18 protein-coding genes are annotated in these 16,246 nt (G+C 75.4%); 10 read left to right on the forward strand and 8 right to left on the reverse strand.

Annotated features, from left to right (window positions below; genetic code table 11):
• Positions 1-100 precede the first annotated feature (100 nt).
• Positions 101-889: a D-Ala-D-Ala carboxypeptidase family metallohydrolase gene (locus AB0B83_RS21770; protein ID WP_357579702.1), complete on the reverse strand. Its 789-nt coding sequence runs from the start codon at positions 887-889 to the stop codon at positions 101-103.
• Positions 890-1,193: 304 nt separating this feature from the next.
• Here AB0B83_RS21770 and AB0B83_RS21775 point away from each other — a divergent pair, with 304 nt between their 5' ends.
• On the forward strand, positions 1,194-1,835 hold the full coding sequence (locus tag AB0B83_RS21775) for a DUF6642 family protein (protein WP_311412426.1): 642 nt from the start codon (positions 1,194-1,196) through the stop codon (positions 1,833-1,835).
• Positions 1,836-2,034: 199 nt separating this feature from the next.
• Here AB0B83_RS21775 and AB0B83_RS21780 read toward each other — a convergent pair whose 3' ends face one another.
• Positions 2,035-2,676, reverse strand: a complete 642-nt coding sequence (locus AB0B83_RS21780) for an NAD(P)H-binding protein (protein WP_357579703.1) — start codon at positions 2,674-2,676, stop codon at positions 2,035-2,037.
• A gap of 181 nt (positions 2,677-2,857) precedes the next feature.
• On the opposite strand from AB0B83_RS21780, the gene AB0B83_RS21785 reads away from it, so the two are divergent.
• Complete coding sequence (locus AB0B83_RS21785) at positions 2,858-3,736, forward strand: hypothetical protein (protein WP_357579704.1); 879 nt, start codon at positions 2,858-2,860, stop codon at positions 3,734-3,736.
• A 66-nt stretch (positions 3,737-3,802) separates the two neighbouring features.
• Here AB0B83_RS21785 and AB0B83_RS21790 read toward each other — a convergent pair whose 3' ends face one another.
• Positions 3,803-5,035 carry a serine hydrolase domain-containing protein gene (locus tag AB0B83_RS21790; RefSeq protein WP_357579705.1) on the reverse strand — a complete coding sequence of 411 codons (1,233 nt, stop codon included), beginning with the start codon at positions 5,033-5,035 and terminating at the stop codon, positions 3,803-3,805.
• Between the two features lie 79 nt (positions 5,036-5,114).
• Here AB0B83_RS21790 and AB0B83_RS21795 point away from each other — a divergent pair, with 79 nt between their 5' ends.
• The 5 genes from AB0B83_RS21795 to AB0B83_RS21815 all read left to right on the forward strand — a co-directional run bounded on the left by AB0B83_RS21795 (position 5,115) and on the right by AB0B83_RS21815 (position 8,341).
• Positions 5,115-5,708, forward strand: coding sequence for a pentapeptide repeat-containing protein (locus AB0B83_RS21795; RefSeq protein ID WP_357579706.1), 594 nt, complete (start codon positions 5,115-5,117; stop codon positions 5,706-5,708).
• A 201-nt stretch (positions 5,709-5,909) separates the two neighbouring features.
• Positions 5,910-6,860, forward strand: a complete 951-nt coding sequence (locus tag AB0B83_RS21800; protein WP_357579707.1) for a hypothetical protein — start codon at positions 5,910-5,912, stop codon at positions 6,858-6,860.
• Between the two features lie 97 nt (positions 6,861-6,957).
• A complete protein-coding gene (locus tag AB0B83_RS21805) occupies positions 6,958-7,389 on the forward strand; it encodes a nitroreductase family deazaflavin-dependent oxidoreductase (RefSeq protein WP_132233802.1) in 432 nt (143 codons plus the stop codon).
• A 119-nt stretch (positions 7,390-7,508) separates the two neighbouring features.
• Positions 7,509-7,853: a DUF1330 domain-containing protein gene (locus AB0B83_RS21810; RefSeq protein WP_357579708.1), complete on the forward strand. Its 345-nt coding sequence runs from the start codon at positions 7,509-7,511 to the stop codon at positions 7,851-7,853.
• A gap of 161 nt (positions 7,854-8,014) precedes the next feature.
• Complete coding sequence (locus AB0B83_RS21815; RefSeq protein WP_357579709.1) at positions 8,015-8,341, forward strand: hypothetical protein; 327 nt, start codon at positions 8,015-8,017, stop codon at positions 8,339-8,341.
• Positions 8,342-8,379: 38 nt separating this feature from the next.
• On the opposite strand, the gene dacB is transcribed toward AB0B83_RS21815, so the two are convergent.
• Positions 8,380-9,963: a D-alanyl-D-alanine carboxypeptidase/D-alanyl-D-alanine-endopeptidase gene (dacB, locus tag AB0B83_RS21820; protein ID WP_357579710.1), complete on the reverse strand. Its 1,584-nt coding sequence runs from the start codon at positions 9,961-9,963 to the stop codon at positions 8,380-8,382.
• 134 nt (positions 9,964-10,097) lie between these two features.
• Between dacB and AB0B83_RS21825 the strand changes: the two genes are divergently transcribed.
• The gene (locus AB0B83_RS21825) at positions 10,098-11,171 is read left to right on the forward strand and encodes an NAD(P)-binding domain-containing protein (RefSeq protein ID WP_357579711.1); all 1,074 of its coding nucleotides are present in this window, start codon (positions 10,098-10,100) and stop codon (positions 11,169-11,171) included.
• Positions 11,172-11,351: 180 nt separating this feature from the next.
• Entirely contained in the window at positions 11,352-11,633 is a 282-nt protein-coding gene (locus AB0B83_RS21830; RefSeq protein WP_357579712.1) for an adhesin, read from the forward strand.
• A gap of 43 nt (positions 11,634-11,676) precedes the next feature.
• On the opposite strand, the gene AB0B83_RS21835 is transcribed toward AB0B83_RS21830, so the two are convergent.
• The 4 genes from AB0B83_RS21835 to AB0B83_RS21850 form a co-directional block, all read right to left on the reverse strand.
• Positions 11,677-12,774, reverse strand: a complete 1,098-nt coding sequence (locus tag AB0B83_RS21835) for a hypothetical protein (RefSeq protein WP_357579713.1) — start codon at positions 12,772-12,774, stop codon at positions 11,677-11,679.
• 243 nt (positions 12,775-13,017) lie between these two features.
• A complete protein-coding gene (locus tag AB0B83_RS21840) occupies positions 13,018-13,566 on the reverse strand; it encodes a PepSY domain-containing protein (RefSeq protein ID WP_357579714.1) in 549 nt (182 codons plus the stop codon).
• A 113-nt stretch (positions 13,567-13,679) separates the two neighbouring features.
• Positions 13,680-14,957 carry a HAMP domain-containing sensor histidine kinase gene (locus tag AB0B83_RS21845; RefSeq protein ID WP_357579715.1) on the reverse strand — a complete coding sequence of 426 codons (1,278 nt, stop codon included), beginning with the start codon at positions 14,955-14,957 and terminating at the stop codon, positions 13,680-13,682.
• Positions 14,954-15,649 carry a response regulator transcription factor gene (locus tag AB0B83_RS21850; RefSeq protein WP_151453606.1) on the reverse strand — a complete coding sequence of 232 codons (696 nt, stop codon included), beginning with the start codon at positions 15,647-15,649 and terminating at the stop codon, positions 14,954-14,956. The genes AB0B83_RS21845 and AB0B83_RS21850 overlap by 4 nt, the downstream gene beginning before the upstream one ends.
• A gap of 102 nt (positions 15,650-15,751) precedes the next feature.
• Between AB0B83_RS21850 and AB0B83_RS21855 the strand changes: the two genes are divergently transcribed.
• Positions 15,752-16,237 (forward strand): septum formation initiator, encoded by a 486-nt coding sequence (locus AB0B83_RS21855; RefSeq protein WP_357579716.1) that lies wholly within the window; start codon positions 15,752-15,754, stop codon positions 16,235-16,237.
• Positions 16,238-16,246 lie beyond the last annotated feature (9 nt).

Consider the following 16,246-nt stretch of genomic DNA (forward strand, 5'->3'; position numbering starts at 1 on the left):
CGATCAACTACCGCAACGTCAAGGAGTGGTCCGACCCGTACGAGGTGTGGCTGCCGTACTGGCAGCACTTCACCCGGGCCGGCGTCGTCGTTGGGCCGGCTCAGTCGCGGCCGGCGCCGATGCCGCAGTCCGGCGCGGACCAGCTGGTGGTGTTCGGGGTGTCGTCGCTGTTGTTCTCCCGCCGCGAGTCCACGTGCACGTGGTCGTCGTGGTCCGGGTAACCGGGACCGTAGATCCCGCTGAAGCCCCGGTTGCGGGCGTCGCGGGCGATCTGGCACAGCGAGCTGGTGCGCGACACCACGTCGGCGGCGTTGCCGTAGAGGTGCTGGCTGTCGGACGCCCCGCCGACCTGGTCGTTGCAGGTGCGGCTGCGGAAACCGCTGCTGACGAGGAGGGGCTTGTCGCCGAGGCTGCGCCGCAGCGCCTCCAGCTTCCACATCGTGCGCAGCGCGTTCTGCCGGGTCTGCGCGGCGGAGAGCGGACCACCGCTCCAGCCCCCGCGACCGCAGCCGTCGTCCATCTCGCTGTAGCTGAAGTGCCGTGGCGTGCAGTCGTCGTCCTGGAGGTCGTAGAGCTTGCCGTACGTCTGCGGTCCGGCGATGCCGTCGGCGCGCAGCCCGTACGCGGCCTGGAACCGCTTGACCGCGGCGGCGGTCTTCGGTCCGTAGCGGCCGTCGTTCTCCACGATGTCCCGGTTGCCGGCCCACCCGGCGACCCGGATCTGCAACTGGCGGACGTCGTCGCCGGAGCGCCCCTGGTAGAGGTTGCGCTTCCACGTGTAGCAGCCGTCGGCGTGGGCCGCTGGCGCGGCGGCCACCGTGGCGACAGCGGCTGCCGGCAACGCCAGGGCGAATGCGACAGCGGCCCGTTTCAGGGTGTTAACGCGCACAGAAGTCCTCCCGATAGGAGTGGGAATGGGGTGGCATCCGGGACATCGGCCTGCCCGTCCCGCATTTCCACAGTGGCAGGCCGACGGGTGGTTCGCGGCGATTAACAAGAATTGTCCTCACGATTCGCCGTTGCTGAGCGTTGCCTGGGCATTACGCGAATTGCGAATCGCCCATTGATCGGCAACAGGCCACAGGAAAGCGCGAACGGCGCGCAAAGCCGCAGGTCGGCACGCGCCGGGTGATGTTCTCCCGCCGGCCCGACCCGGTAACGTCAGCGCCGGCGGGACCGGGGGAGGGGGCGGCATGGCACGCGGTGGCGTCTTCTGCATCGAGGGCCAGTGGCACCGCGACCTCAACGAGCGCGGCTCCGTCCTGCCCACCCTCGAACTGCTCGAACGGCTCGGAAAGATCCGTTTCATCCACAAGGACGCGGCCACCCGCGACGAACTCTTCTACTTCGTCGACCGCTGGCTGCTCAAGCAGTACGCCGACCACCGGGTCGGCTTCTTCGCCATGCACGGCGAGCCGAGCCGGCTCTGCCTCACCGACTGGGAATCGGTGGCGCTCGCCGACGTCGCCGAGCTGATGGCGGGCCGCTGCGAGGGCCGGCGGCTCTATTTCGGCAGCTGTTCGGTGCTGCGCGCCTCCGACGCGGTGCTGCGGGACTTCCTCGACGCCACCGGAGCGGCCCTGATCTGCGGGTACACCCGGGAGGTGGACTGGGTCGAGTCGGCCGCCTTCGAGACCGTCCTGCTCGACGTGCTGGCCAACGGGCAGCGCCACAACGCCGCCGAGCTGCGGATGGGCTCCGCGCACTGGGCGCCCCTCGCCTCGTACCTCGGCTTCCGGGTGATCTACGCCAACGGCCGCGCCTGGCGGCCCTCGGTCCGCCCCCGGGTGCCGGCCCAGCCCGCCGCCGGCCGCGCCGCCCCGCGACCCCGCTGAGGCCGCCGCGCCGCGATCTGGCCGCCGCGCCGCCGCGCGGTCCGGGTGGGCGTCGGGCCCGTTCCCTCCGGTGCGGTCGCCGGGCGACGGAAGCCCTGGGTCACCATCGACGCCTGGGGCCCGATCGCCACCGGCGGCTTCCCCGCCCGCCTCGCCGACTGATCCCGCGCCCACGGCACCGCCGGCCGCCCCGCCCCGCTCAGTACGCGGCGGTGAAGCGGGCGTTCTCGTGGCGCGGCTGTTCGATCTCGTCCACGATCGCCACCGCCAGGTCCTCGTAGCTGAGCACCGAGCGGCCCTCGTGGTCGGTCACCGGCTGGTCGCCGCCGGTGCGGTAGTGCCCGGTGCGCTCGCCCGGGTGGAACTCCAGCGGCGGCGGCGAGACGTACGTCCAGGTCACCCCGTCGGCCGAGGAGCGGTAGAAGTCGAGGGCCTCGGCCTGCCCGCGCGCCGCCTCGCGGTACTCCTCGGGGAAGTCCGGCTCGTCGAGGAAGCGGGTGCCCTTCGGGGTGAGCAGGGTCGACCCGCCGCCCACGTGGATGATCCGGGGCGCGGCCGGCATGCCACGCAGCGCGCCGACCAGGTTCCGCGCCGCGTCGAGCCAGAGGTCGTGTTCGCCGCCGCCGATCGCCACCACCATGGCGTCCGTGTCGGGCGCCAGCTCCCGTACGCTCCGCTCGCTGGTGGCGTCCCCGGTGACCACCGTGACCGCCGGCGGCAGGTACGAGGTGGCCTCCGGCCGGCGTACCGCCGCGGTGACCCGGTGCCCCCGGCCGACCGCCTCGGCGGCGATCCGCGACCCCGCGGTGCCACCCGCGCCGAACACGACGATGTTGCTCATACCGCCTCCCGCCAGGCCCGTCCGGCCCGGCGGACGTGGCTCGTCTCCAGGCTATTGACCGGCGACATCGCGCGCTGGCGGACCGTGGATCCCGCGCGGCGCAACCGCCCCTTGCGTCGTCGCACGCTTCGGGGTGCACTGGTGTCGGACCGTGACCGCTGGAGGGCGGGGGGTGGGCGCGATGACGGAGGAACGTGACGCGTCCGCCGGGACGCCCGGGCCCCCGGAGGCGTCGACGGAACCGGCGCAGGAGCCGAGGGCGCGCCGGTCCGATCGGGTGCGGGCAATGGTGCGCCGGCTCTCGCCCGCCGGGCCGCCCGCCGGCCGCTGGTTCGCCGGGGTCCTCGCGGCCGTCGTCACGGCGATGCTGACCGCCTGGCTCCTCGCCTGGGGACTCCTTCCCGGCACGCCCCCGCCGCCCCCGCCCGACCCCGACGCGCTGCCGTTCACGGTCGCGGTGCGCGTCGGCCACGAGGCGTCGGACGGCTGGGTGGTCGCGCCGCCGCTGGCGGAGGTCCCCGCCCGACCGGCCTGGGCGGGCGACTGGTCGCGGTGGGCCCGGGAGGCCGCCGGGACGCCCGCCTCCCGGCAGTACGTCTACTTCACGGTCCAGGGGGTCGACGAGGCGCAGGTGACCCTCACCGACCTGCGGGTGCGGGTGATGACGCGGCGCCCCGCCCTGCGGGGCGTGTTCACCGCTCCGGGCGGAGGCGGCCCGACCGCCTACCGCTGGGTGGAGGCGAACCTGGACGAGGACCCTCCGGTGCTCACCGCCGGCCTGTTCGACGAGGGCGGGGCGAGCCTCCCCGAACACGAGCGCAAAGAGATCCGCTTCCCCTACCGGGTGTCCCTGACCGATGCCGAGACCTTCCTCGTCATCGGCCACACGGTCGACTGCGACTGCGACTGGACGGTCGAGGTGGACTGGGCGTCGCGGGGACGCACCGGCACCGTCACGGTCGACGACGCGGGGCGCCCCTTCCGGGTCACCGGTACGGCCGGGGTGCAGACGGAGTGCTGGACGTACCCCGACGGGATGGAGGAGTGCCGGCGGCGGTGACCCGGCGACCGGGGGCGGACCGGCATTGCGCCGCCGTCCCCCTCGCCGGCCGGGCCTGGAGCCGGCTCAGTCGACCAGGGCGGAGTAGACGAGCTGCCGCAGCTGCGGCCGGATCGGGTAGGTGCTCGACGGCATGAGCTGGGTGAAGAACAGGGCCGTGACCTCCTCGGCCGGGTCGACCCAGAAGGCCGTGCTCGCCACGCCGCCCCAGTAGTACTCGCCGGGGCTGCTCGGCACCCGGCTCGGCACGGGGTCGTCGACCACGGCGAAGCCGAGCCCGAAGCCGATCCCGTCGAGGGTGGTCTCGGCGAAGCCACCGGCGGAGAGGGTCTCCAGGTCCTGCCCGCCGGGCAGGTGGTTGCGGGTCATGAAGCGCACCGTGCGCGGCCCCAGCAGGCGTGCCCCGTTCAGCTCGCCGCCGCGCAGCAGCATCTGGGTGAACCGGTGGTAGTCGGCGGCGCTGGAGATCAGGCCACCGCCGCCGGAGAGCAGCAGCGGCTTCTCGTACGCCAGGGCGCCCAGCTTGTCGTAGCGGAACGCGCGGCCGGTGCGCGGGTCGGGCGCGTAGAGGGCGGCGAGCCGGTCGGCGGTGTCGCCCTCGGCCCACCAGTGCGTGTCGGTCATGCCCAGCGGGCGGAAGATCCGGTCGGCGAAGAAGGCGTCGAGGCTCTGCCCGGACACCACCTCCACGAGCCGGCCGAGCACGTCGGTGGCGACCGAGTAGCCCCACGCGGTGCCGGGCTGGAACAGCAGCGGCAGCTCGCCGAACGCCTGGCAGGCCGTCGCCAGGTCGACGTCCGCCGGCGGGTACAGGTCGTAGCCGGCGGCCCGGTAGATGCCGTCGACCACCGAGGTCTGCATGAAGCCGTACGTCAGGCCGGCGGTGTGGGTGAGCAGGTGCCACACCCGGATCGGCTCGACCGCCGGCACCGTGAAGGGCTTGAGCGCCGAGCCCTTGGAGTAGACCCGCAGGTCCGCGAACTCGGGCAGCCACCGGCTGATCTCGTCGGTCAGCTCGAAGCGGCCCTCCTCCCACAGGATCATCGCGGCGACGGAGGTGACGGGCTTGGTCATCGAGTAGATGCGCCAGAGCGTGTCCGCCTCGACGGGCCTGCCCGCCTCCGCGTCGCGCAGCCCGTACGTCGACGAGTGGGCGATCTCGCCGCGGCGGGTGACCAGCACCTGCCAGCCGGCGAGGCGACCGTCGTCGACGTACCTGCCGAAGTGCTCGTCGATGCGCGCCAACCGCGCCGGGTCGAAGCCGATCTGGTCCGGGTCGATGCTGCGTGCCACACTCACGTCGCCGAAACTACTAGCCGGTACGCCCCGCCGGAAGGGGCAGTCCGCCGTTGTCCCACCCCCTCGATAGCCTGGCCCGATGCCCGAGCTGACCGAGGACGAGACCTTCCGCAACGAGGACTGGTACGCCGAGGAGCTGGTGGACCGGCACTTCGTCCGCTGCACGTTCTTCGACGTCGACCTGTCCGAGGCGGTGAGCCGGGGCGCGGTCTTCGACAGCTGCACCTTCGGCAACACGCGCTTCAACTCCTCCCGGCACACCGACTCGGCCTTCACCCGTTGCACCTTCCAGCGGTGCAACCTGTTCGAGGCGGAGTTCACCGGCTGCAAGCTCGTGGGCAGCACCTTCGCCCAGTGCGACCTGCGGCCGCTGACGGTCGCCGGCGGCGACTGGTCGTTCGTCGCGCTGCCCGGCGCCGACCTGCGCGGGGTCCGCCTCACCGACGTGCGGATGCGCGAGGCGGACCTGACCGGGGCCAACCTGACCGGGGCGACGGTGACCGGCGTCGACCTCTCCGCCGCGCAGCTGCACCGCTGCCGGCTGACCGGGGCCGACCTGCGCGGCAGCGACCTCACCGCGCTCGACCCGACGGCGGTGGAGCGGGCCGGCGCGATCGTCGACGCCACGCAGGCCATGGTGATCGCGCAGGCGCTGGGCTTCGAGATCCGCTGAGGCAGCCGACCCGGGCGTCCGGATCGCCTGCCGGGCCGGCGGCACCGCCCCGAGACCACCGTCCTGATCGATGTCCGCTACCGTCCGGTGACGAACTGGACACGCCCGTCCGTCCGGCGCGACGGACGAGGCGGTGCGGGCGCGGGCCGCCCAGAACGGACGGCCGCGTCCGGCCGGGGCCGGTGGGGGAGTGGAGGGCCGGTGGCGGAGGAAGACCTCACCCGACAGCACATCCGGCCGTCGCGGTACGGCGACCCGGCAGCCCCGCCCGGGACCCGGCATCCGCCCCTTCCGCAGGCCGGGCACACCCGCACCGGCCTGCGGCGGCTGGCCCGGGCACGGCAGCGCCGCCGGTGGGCCGTCGAGGGGATCGCCGTGGTCGCCTGCCTGGTCGCCCTCGTGTCGTACCTGACCGCCGGCGACCCCGAGCCGGGCGGGGAGACCGCCGGCGACGTACCGGCGGACGCCGGCCGGCCGAGCGGCTTCCCCGGGGTGGAGGGACGCGACCTGGACGCCGGTCTGGTCTCGCCCGGGCTGCGGCCCCGGCAGCGTCCGCCGAGCCCGTCCCCGACGCCACCGAAGCCGTCGACGTCGGCGCCGCCGGTGCGGGCGGTGCTCGCCGCCAGCATGGCCGAGGCGCCGGGCGAGGTCGACCTGACCACTGTGGGCCGCCGCGACTGGGTCCACTGGGGCCTGCGCGGCGCGGAGTCGACGGTCCGCAAGCGCGGCGGCTCCGGCGAGATCCGCGACGAGGGCGGCACCGGCCGGCGGGGCGGCTGGGACGACAACCAGGAGAGCTTCAGCTGGCGCGACGGCAGCCCGGTGACGTCGGCGAGCGGCTCGCCGCACGGGGTCTACCGGTGCGGCGCCGGCAGCGGCTTCACGCTCGCGGTGGCCGCCGACGGCCAGGCGCGCACCGTCCGGCTGTACGGCGGGGTGTGGATGGCCCGGGGCCGGCTGGATGCCCGACTCTCCGTCGGCGGTCCGAGCCGGACCCTGCGGATCGAGGACCGGCACACCAGCCGGTCCACCGAGTTCACCATCCGGTTCCAGGCGCCGAAGGGCAGTCGGCTGGTGCTGACCTGGACGGTGGAGCAGGCGTTCAGCGACGACTGCGGCAACGTCGGCGTCCAGGCGGTCGCGCTGCGCTGACGCGGTGCCCGGGCGGCTCCGTTCGCCCGGCGACCGGCCGCCGCCCGGAGTAGCGTGATCGCGACGACCGGGTGCGCGAGGGCGAACGGGAGGGCCGATGGGCGAGCAGGTGCTGGACAGCCCGCAGGGCTGGGTGGCCGACCACATCCGGCGGTACGTCGAGACCGGCGGCGCCGAGGGGCACGAGTGGCAGCCCGGGGTCTTCACGCTGCTGCTGACCACCCGGGGCCGGCGCAGCGGGAAGCTGCGGCGCACCGCGCTGATCTACGGGCGCGACGGCGACGCCTACCTGGTCGTCGCCTCGCAGGGCGGCGACCCGAAGCACCCGGCCTGGTACCTCAACCTGCTCGACGAGCCGCTGGTCGAGGTGCAGGTGGGCGCCGAGCGGTTCACCGCGCGGGCGCGTACCGCGACGGCGGGGGAGAAGCCGCGCATGTGGTCCACGATGGCCGCCATCTGGCCGGCGTACGACGAGTACCAGGAGAAGACCGACCGGGAGATCCCCGTCGTCGTGCTCGACCGCGTCTGAGCGGGGCGGGCCGCCACCGTCGTTACCCCACGGGTAATCGACGCCGGGCACGCGCCGGCGGGAGACTCGGCGTACCGCCCCGGTCGTCCGGCCGGGCGGACCGGTTCCCGGGAGGCACCATGCCCGCGTTCGCGCTCGCCCACCTCTACGACACCCCGGCCCACGAGGACATCCTCACCTACATCGAGCGGATCCAGGCCACGCTGGACCCGTTCGGCGGCCGGTTCCGGGTGCACGGCGCCGAGGTGGAGGTCAGGGAGGGCGACTGGCCGGGCACCGTGGTCATCATCGAGTTCCCCGACCTGGACCGGGCCCGGGCCTGGTACGACTCGCCGGCGTACCAGGAGATCCTGCCGCTGCGCACCCGGCACATCCCGGGCGCGACGCTGATCGTCGACGGCGTCGCCCCCGACTACGACCCCCGCCGGACGGCCGCCCGGCTGCGGGCGCGGGCGGCCGGCTGACCGGCGGCTCCGCCCCGGCGGCGGTCCCGCCCGGACCGCCGTCCGGTGCCGGCGGGCGGGCCCGTGTCCACCCTGCGGGACAGTTTGTCCGTCGCGCCGCGTCGCGCCTGTCGTAACTTTCTGCTGTCCATCTCCGACCATCCCTTGTGGAGGCCACACCGATGAGCAGCGTCACCGCCCGCACCGTCCGTCCGCCCGCCCCCCGGGGTGCCGGGGAGCCGTCCGGGGAGGTGCTCCGGGACATCCCGCTGCCGCTGTACGTGACCGTCGAGGACGCCCAGTTCGCCGTGCGGGCGGTCGTGGTGCACGCGCCCCGGACCTGGTCCGGCGGGACGGTCTGCCGCAACGACGCCAGCCCGCACCCGTGCCGGCTGCACCGCTGGGGCACCCGGGTGCTGGCGCAGCGCGGCCTGCGTCCCGCCGAGATCGCCGCACTGATCGAGCGCGGCGACCCGGCGGCCGAGGTGCCGCACCGCCCCGGCGCCTGAGTGCCGGCGGGGCCCCCGCACCGGGCCCCGCCGGCCGGTCAGCAGGCGTTCGGCTTGACCCAGGCGCACTCCAGGCCCTCCGGGACCCGGGGGGTGTCGGGCGCCGTCGGGGCCGCGACCCGCGCGCCGGTCACGCCCCTGCCCGTGTACGAGGCCAGGGCGATCGCGATCTGGTCCTCCAGCGTCTTCACCGAGGAGGCCAGGTAGTTGTTGAGCAGGATCGAGAACGCCAGCACCCGCCCGTCGGCGTCGGTGACGTAGCCCGAGAGGCCGGAGACGCCGGTCAGGCTGCCGGTCTTGGCGTGCACGTTGCCCGCCGCCGCCGTGCCCCGCATCCGGCTGCGCAGCGTGCCGCCGACGAACCGGTCCGCCTCGCCGGCGACCGGCAGGGCCGCGTACCAGGTGTCGAACCAGGGCTCGTCGCGTACGGCGGTGAGCAGGTCCACGAACTCGTCGGCGGGGATCAGGTTGCGCCGGGAGAGCCCGGAGCCGTCGCGCTGGCGCAGCGTGCCGGTGTCCATCCCGGCGTCGGCGACGTACTCGCTGATCGCGGTCAGCCCGGCCGACCAGGTGCCGGAGCCGGAGAGCACCCGGCCGATCTCCTTGGTCAGCACCTCGGCGTGCCCGTTGTTGGACAGCTTGAGGAACGGCACCATCAGTTGGGCCAGGGGCATCGAGCGGTGCCGCGCCACCTCGGCCGCGCCCTCCGGGGTGGCCTGGCCGAGCACCGTCCGGCCGAGCACCCGTACGCCGTGCCGGCGCAGCGCCGACCGGAAGACGTCGGCGGCGTAGCCGGTGGGCTCCCAGACGCTGACCCAGTCGTTCGCCGGCGCGGCACCGAGCGCGATCTGCCCGGTCACCACGACCGTGTTGCTGCCGTGCGCGCGCTCGAAGGAGACAGACGTCTCCCCGCCCGCGACCGTCTCGGCCCGGTTGTCGATCTTCAGGTACCGGGTGGCCGGGGTGGTGGTGACGACCGGACGCGCGCCGGCGGTCGCGCCCGGGGCGGCGTGGACGATGACGGTGCCCGCGTCGTAGTCGGTGTCCGGTGCCACGGTCAGGGCGGAGACCTGAGCGGCGTAGTAGTACGGCTCGTCGTCCCAGGTCCAGTCGGGGCCGAGGCGGGTGCTGTCGTAGCGGGTGTCGTCGGCCACCAGGTTGCCGGTGACCACCCGGACGCCCGCGGCGGCGACCCGCGCGGCCAGCGCGTCGTAGTCGGCGGCGAGCATGGTCGGGTCGCCGCCGCCGCGCAGGTAGAGGTTGCCGGAGACCAGGCCCGCCCGGCGGGCGCCGCTGGTCCGCACCTCGGTGCTGAAGTGGTGGCCCGGCCCGAGCAGTTCCAGCGCCGCCGCCGAGGTCAGCAGCTTGGTGTTGGAGGCGGGCACCAGGCGGCGGTCGCCGTTGCGGTGGTAGACCGTCTCTCCGGTGGTCGCGTCCTTGACCACCACCGAGGCCTGCGCCCCGGCCAGCCGGCTGTCGGCGAGGATCGCGTCGATGGTGGCGTTCAGCCGGGTCGCCGCGGGGGTCGGGGACTCGGCGGTGGCGGTGGGCGCGCCCGCCGTGGCCGCGGCGGCGACGAGTGCCGCCAGCGCGAGCGTCCGGGGGAAGAGACGACGATGCATGGGGTGATGCTGCCATGCAGGTATCTGCCAGAAAAGGGCGTCGATGGAAAGAAATTTTCCGTGGGCCCGGCGGCTGTGACCGGCGAGACGCTCCCGGCGGGCAGCCGGGCGGGCCCGCCCGTGTTGTACCCGGCATGGACGAGCGCTCCGTCGACGTGCTGGTGATCGGGGCCGGGCAGGCCGGCCTCTCCGCCGGGCACCACCTGGCCCGCGCCGGGTTCGCCCCCGGAGACGGCTTCGTGATCCTCGACGGGGGCGACGGGCCGGGCGGGGCGTGGCGGCACCGCTGGCCCACGCTGCGGCTCGACCGGGTGCACGGCTTCCACGACCTGCCCGGCCTGCCCTTCCCGGTGGCCGGGCCCGACCGGCCGGCGGCCGAGGTGGTCAGCGCCTACTTCGCCGCGTACGAGCGCGAGTTCGACCTGCCGGTGCGGCGGCCCGTGCGGGTCCGGGAGGTGCGCGACCGGGCCGACGGCCGGCTCGCCGTGCACACCGACCACGGCTCCTGGACCACCCGTGCCCTGGTCAACGCCACCGGCACCTGGACCCGACCGTTCTGGCCGCACTACCCCGGCCGGTCGACCTTCCGGGGCCGGCAGGTGCACACGGCCGACTACCGGGGACCGGCGGAGTTCGCCGGCCGGCGGGTCGTGGTGGTGGGCGGCGGGACGTCGGCCGTCCAGTTGCTCGCCGAGGTCTCCACCGTGGCCGCCGGCACCACCTGGGTGACCCGGCGCCCGCCCGACTTCCGCGACGAGGAGTTCACCCCCGAGCGGGGGCGCGCGGCGGTGGCCCTGGTCGACGCGGCGGTACGCGCGGGCCGCCCGCCGGACAGTGTGGTCGGCGTGACCGGGCTGCCGCTCACGCCGGAACTGCGCCGGCTGCGCGAGCGCGGCGTGCTCGACCGGTTACCCGTCTTCGACCGGATCACGCCGGACGGGGTGGCCTGGGACGACGGGCGGTTCGTGCCCGCCGACGTGATCCTGTGGTGCACCGGTTTCCGGGCCGCGCTGGACCATCTCGCGCCGCTGCGCCTGCGCGCGCCGGGCGGCGGTATCACGATGGACGGCACCCGGGTGGTCGCCGACGAGCGGATTCACCTGATCGGGTACGGCCCCTCCGCGAGCACGATCGGCGCCAACCGGGCGGGCCGCGCGGCGGTACGCGAGATCCGGGCCCGGTTCGCCCCGGCCCGCGCCGCGGACTGACCCCGCTCTATTTGACGGATGCCCCGGCAGGGGGCACCGTAGGCCGTGGAGGGGCCCTGAGCTGCCCCGAAGCGCGACGGCGATGTGCGTGTCGCCCTTCCATCGCCTCCCACGTGTGCTCGCCCGCGGGCCGAGCCCGGTCCCGCACCGCGAATCCGAGAATCCACGAGGAGTTCCGCCATGCTCACCATGACCGACAACGCCGTGCTGGTCATCCGAGACCTCGCCAACCAGCAGGACGTCGCCGAGGACGGCGGAGTGCGGATCGCCGCCGACACCGACGCGGGTTCGCTCACCGTCGAACTGGTCGCCGAACCGACCGAGGGCGACCACGTGGTCGACAACCAGGGCGCCCGCATCTTCCTGGACTCCGACGCCGCCGAGCTGCTCGGCGACGCGTCGGTGGACGCGAGCGTCGACGACGAGGGCATCGTGCAGTTCGGGTTCACCGAGAAGCAGTGACGGCCGGGCGCCGCCTCCTCACCGGTGCCCGGCGGGGAGGCGCTCAGCCGGCCCGGCGGGTCTCCCCGTTGCGGTGCGGCCGGGCGGGACGGCCCCGCTCCGGCGGCGCCTGACCGGACCGCCACGGCCGGGACTCCCGCCCCCGCTGCGGCAGCGCGGCCAGCACGTGCGCCAGGTGGTGCGAGGTGCTCCACGCCGCCCAGTTGCTGGCGGACCCGGCGCCGGCGCCCCGGCGGGCCCGCCGCAGGATCTCGTGGTCACCCCAGGAGAAGGCCGCGCCCGTGGCCGGCCAGTGCGGCGCCGAGACCACGGTGCGGCACAGGTCCGCGAACCGGTCGTCGCCGCGTCCGCCCCGCCGCGACCAGCGGTACACCCACCAGGCGCCGTCGGTGGTGTAGCGGACGGTGGGCAGCCGGTCTCCCGCCTGGTCGGCACCGGGCACCGCGGAGCCGACGCCGTAGTCGCCGTACCCGACGCCGAGGTCGGCCAGCCGCTGCCAGAGCTGCCAGTCCCAACGGTCGACGCGCACCGGCTCGTCGGTGGGCAGGGCGGACACCGCCGGGGGCATCCCGCCCGCCGCCACGCTCACGGAGCACCAGGCGTGCCGGCGGGCCCACTCCGACAACCGGCGGACCCGGGGCTCGGCCACCCGTACGTCGGCCCGGCAGCACACGTCGCCCGCGTCGAGGAGCAGGTCGCACTGCTCGGGCACCAGGCCGGTGAGCCGCCAGACCCGCTCCGCCGCCGCCGTGGCCGCGTCCGGGCCGGCGCGATCGTGCCCGACCCGCAGCCGGACGACCGCCCGCTGGGCGTGGGCCCGGGCCGCGGCACCGTGCGCCACCAGGCGCCGGTCACTGTCCGCGAGCCCGATCACCGGCACCAGCGGTACGCCCCAGCGGACCAGCTCGGCCTCCGGGGCGTCGGGCAGGCCGGTGACGTCGACGGCCGTGAGCAGCCCGTCGGGCAGCCGACGGAGCACGTCAAGCGTGAACTGGTCGAGGACGGACACCTGGAGGACCGGGGCGAGCAGGGGGGCGACGACGTCGTCGAGGTGACCGAGCGCCTCCAGCTCACCCCGCCGGTTGGCGAGGATGGGGCGGTAGACCGGTTCCGCCGCCCGGCCCTCGTGGGCGGGCACCATACCCCAATGTAGCCAGACATCGGTGTCGGTCACAGGGCCGACCGGCCCGTCCCGCCCGCCGGGGCGGGCGGCATCCGGCGGCGACGACAACCCGCCGGAGGGCGTCGGGTCGCCGTCGTCGTTTCCTGGGCCGGGCCCGCCCACCGCGCCCACGCGCCGAGCCGGCGGCACGGATCGCCGCCGTGCAGCCCGCGACGACGCCGCCGCCCCGCAGTGCGGGACGGCGGCGCTACCGGCGACGGGTCAGTCGTCGTCGCCGTCGTCGTCCGAGTCGTCGTCATCGTCATCGTCGTCGTCGCGGTCGTCGTCGTCATCGTCGTCGTCGACCGGCTCCTGCTCGGCCTTGACCACCGTGCCGTCGCCCCGGTCGACGTCGATCTCGTGCTCGGTCTGCCCGGCCACGATCTCGACGCTCCACACGGCCCGGCCGTCCTCGTCCTCGCGCTCGACGTCGACGATCTTGCCGCCGCCCGCCCGGGCCAGCGCGATCTCGCCGGCCCGCTGCTCGCTCACCGCGTCGTCGCCGGTGGCCGGCGCACCGCTGCCCGACGGGGAGCCGGGCGTCGCCGGGGTGCCGCTGGTGGTCGGCGCGCCGCTCGTCGCCGGGGCGCTGCTCCCGGTGCCGCTCGGGGTGCCCGGCGTGGCCGGGGTCGTCGGGGCGGTGGTGGCGGCGGCCAGGGTGGTCGCCCGGGCCGTGCCGTTGTCGGCCGCCGCGACGCCGAAGGTCGCGCCGGTCACGGCGAGTACGGCCGCGCCTCCGAGCGACGCCAGCATCAGGGACTTGCGCTTCATCTCGTTCACCCTTCCTCGGTTGCTGGTTCCCAGGATCGCGCCCGCCCGGATAGCGCCACGCTGCCCGAACGCTAAGGCCGGGTTAAGCCTGTCCGGGCGCGACCGGAGGAGGGTCAGGACGGGGGCGGGCCCAGTTCGAGGCGTACCTCGGCGCCCCCGGAGGGCGCGGCGTGCAGGGTGAGGCGGCCACCGCTGGACTGGGCGGCGCGGCCGGCGATGTCCAGGCCCAGGCCGGTCGAGCCGGCGGTGCTCGCGCCCCGGCCGATCGTGCCGGGCGGCATCCCCGGACCCTCGTCCGCCACGACCAGCGCCGCCCGGCCCGACTCCTCCGCCGTCAGCCGGACGGCGAACGCGGTGCCGTCCGGGGTGTGCGCGAAGACGTTGCCGAGCAGGGCGTCCACCGCCGCCGCCAGCTCGTCGGCGGGCACGCCCACCGGCAGCGGTCCCGGCGCCAGGTCGAGCGTCACGGCCCGCCCGGTGTCCTCGGCCAGCACCGACCAGAACGCCACCCGCTCGGCCACCACGGCCGCCGCGTCGGCGCTGGCCGCCCCGGCCGTCGGCACCCGCCACCGGGCCTGTCGGATCAGGCCCGTGACCGCCCGCTCCAGCCCGTCCACGGCCGCGGTCACCCGGGCGGCGTCCTCCGGGTCGCGCAGCGCCTCGGCCTCCAGGCGGAGCGCCGTCAGCGGGGTACGCAGGCGGTGCGAGAGGTCCGCGACCTCCTCCCGCTCCTGCACCAGCAGCACCTGGATCCGGCCAGCGAGGTGGTTGAGGGCGCCGGCGACCTCGCGCAGCTCGCGCGGCCCGGCGGGCGTGACGCGCGCGGCCAGCTCCGCGTTCGCCAGCCGGTGCGACACCGCCGAGAGTTCACCGATCGGCCGGACCAGGGTGCGCGCCAGCCGGTCGGCGACGGCCAGCCCGATCAGCACCAGCAGCACGCCGAGCAGGGCCAGGACCAGCCAGGACCGGGTCACCCCGGCGGTCAGCTCGGCGGGCGGGACCACCGTACGGATCACGCCGGTGCCGTCCGGGCGCCCCTGCACGGCGATCACCACCTCCCGCCCCCGCCCGGACTCGGCGGTGAGGCTCTGCCCCCGCTCCGCCAGCGCCACGGCGGCCGTACGGGGGGCCGGGGCCCCGAGCACCGTGCCGTCGGGCAGGAACACCGTGACCGGTCGCGCCGACTCCGTGGCCAGCTGGTCGACGGTCAGCCGGATCGTCGCGGTGTCGGCGGTGCCGACGACGGTGACGAGGCTCTGCGCGTCGGCCGTGGCCCGCACGGTGGCCCGGTCCGCCGCGACCGTACGCACCAGCAGCGCCAGCGGCACCAGGAAGGCGACCAGGGTGAGCACGCTGACCGCGGCGACCAGCAGCGCCAGCCGGGCCCTCATCCGGCGCTCCCCGGCGCTTCGAGCCGGACCCCGACGCCCCGGACGGTGTGCAGGTAGCGGGGCGCCTGCGCGCTCTCCCCGAGCTTGCGCCGCAGCCAGGACAGGTGCACGTCCACGGTCTTGTCGGCGCCGCCGTACGGGACCCGCCACACCTCGGCGAGCAGCTCCCGCTTGGTGACCACCTGGCCGGGCCGGCCCGCGAGGTGGTGCAGCAGGTCGAACTCGCGCGGGGTCAGCTCGACGGGCGCGCCGTCCAGGGTGACCTGCCGCGACCGCGGGTCGACCCGCAGCCCGCCCACCACCAGTGCCGGGTCCTCCTCCGGGGCGGACCCGCTCCCGCGCCGGAGCACCGCCCGGATCCGCGCGTCGAGCTGCGCGGCCGTGAACGGCTTCACCACGTAGTCGTCCGCCCCGGCGTCGAGCACCCCGACGATCTCGGTCTCGTCGTCGCGGGCGGTGGCGACGATCACCGGCACGGCGCTGACCGCGCGGAGCATCCGCAGCAGCTCGCGGCCGTCCAGATCGGGCAGTCCCAGGTCGAGCACCACCAGGTCGGGCCGGTCGTCCAGCGCGTCGCGCAGGCCGGTCATCGCCGTCGAGGCGGCGGCCACCGCGTGCCCCCGCTCGCGCAGTGCCCGCAGCAGCGGCGTACGGATCGTCAGGTCGTCCTCGATGAGCAGCAGGCGGGCCACAGGTGGCAGGCTAGCCGCCACGCGGCGCGCCGGCCCGGACGTTAACCCTCCCTTAGCCTCGTCCGGTGCTCGCCCCAACCTCGGATCGGTCAGACTCGGGGAATGCGCCGCCGTTCGTTCCTCGCCGTCGCCGGGTGGCTGGCCACCGCCGCCCTCGCCACCCTGATCGGGGTGGCCGCGATCCGGTGGGTGGGGGAGAGCATCGCCGGCACCCCCGGCGGGGTGCTCAGCCAGGAGGAGATCGAGCGTGCCCTGGCCTCGCCCAGGCCCACCGTCCCCGGGGCCGGCGGCCCGTCGTCCCCGACGGCGGGCGGGACCGGCGGGCCGCCGTCGCCGGGAGCGCCGGGCTCGACCCCGGCGGGAGCACGTCGGGCCTTCGCCACGACGGGTGGCAGCGCGGTGGTCGAGTGCGGGCCGGGCGGGGTACGGCTGGTCTCCTGGACGCCCGCGCCGGGCTACCGGGTCTCCGACGCGGAACCGGGGCCGGACGACGACGTGGAGGTCGCCTTCGCCGGCCCGTCCGGGGAGTTCGAGCTGAAGCTGCGCTGCGTGGGGCTGGAGCCGGTGTCGGTCGAGGACGACGACTGAGCCGGACAC

Origin of the sequence: Micromonospora sp. NPDC049060, from assembly GCF_040649055.1 — a bacterium.
In the GTDB taxonomy this organism is placed as follows: Bacteria; Actinomycetota; Actinomycetes; order Mycobacteriales; family Micromonosporaceae; genus Micromonospora; species Micromonospora reichwaldensis.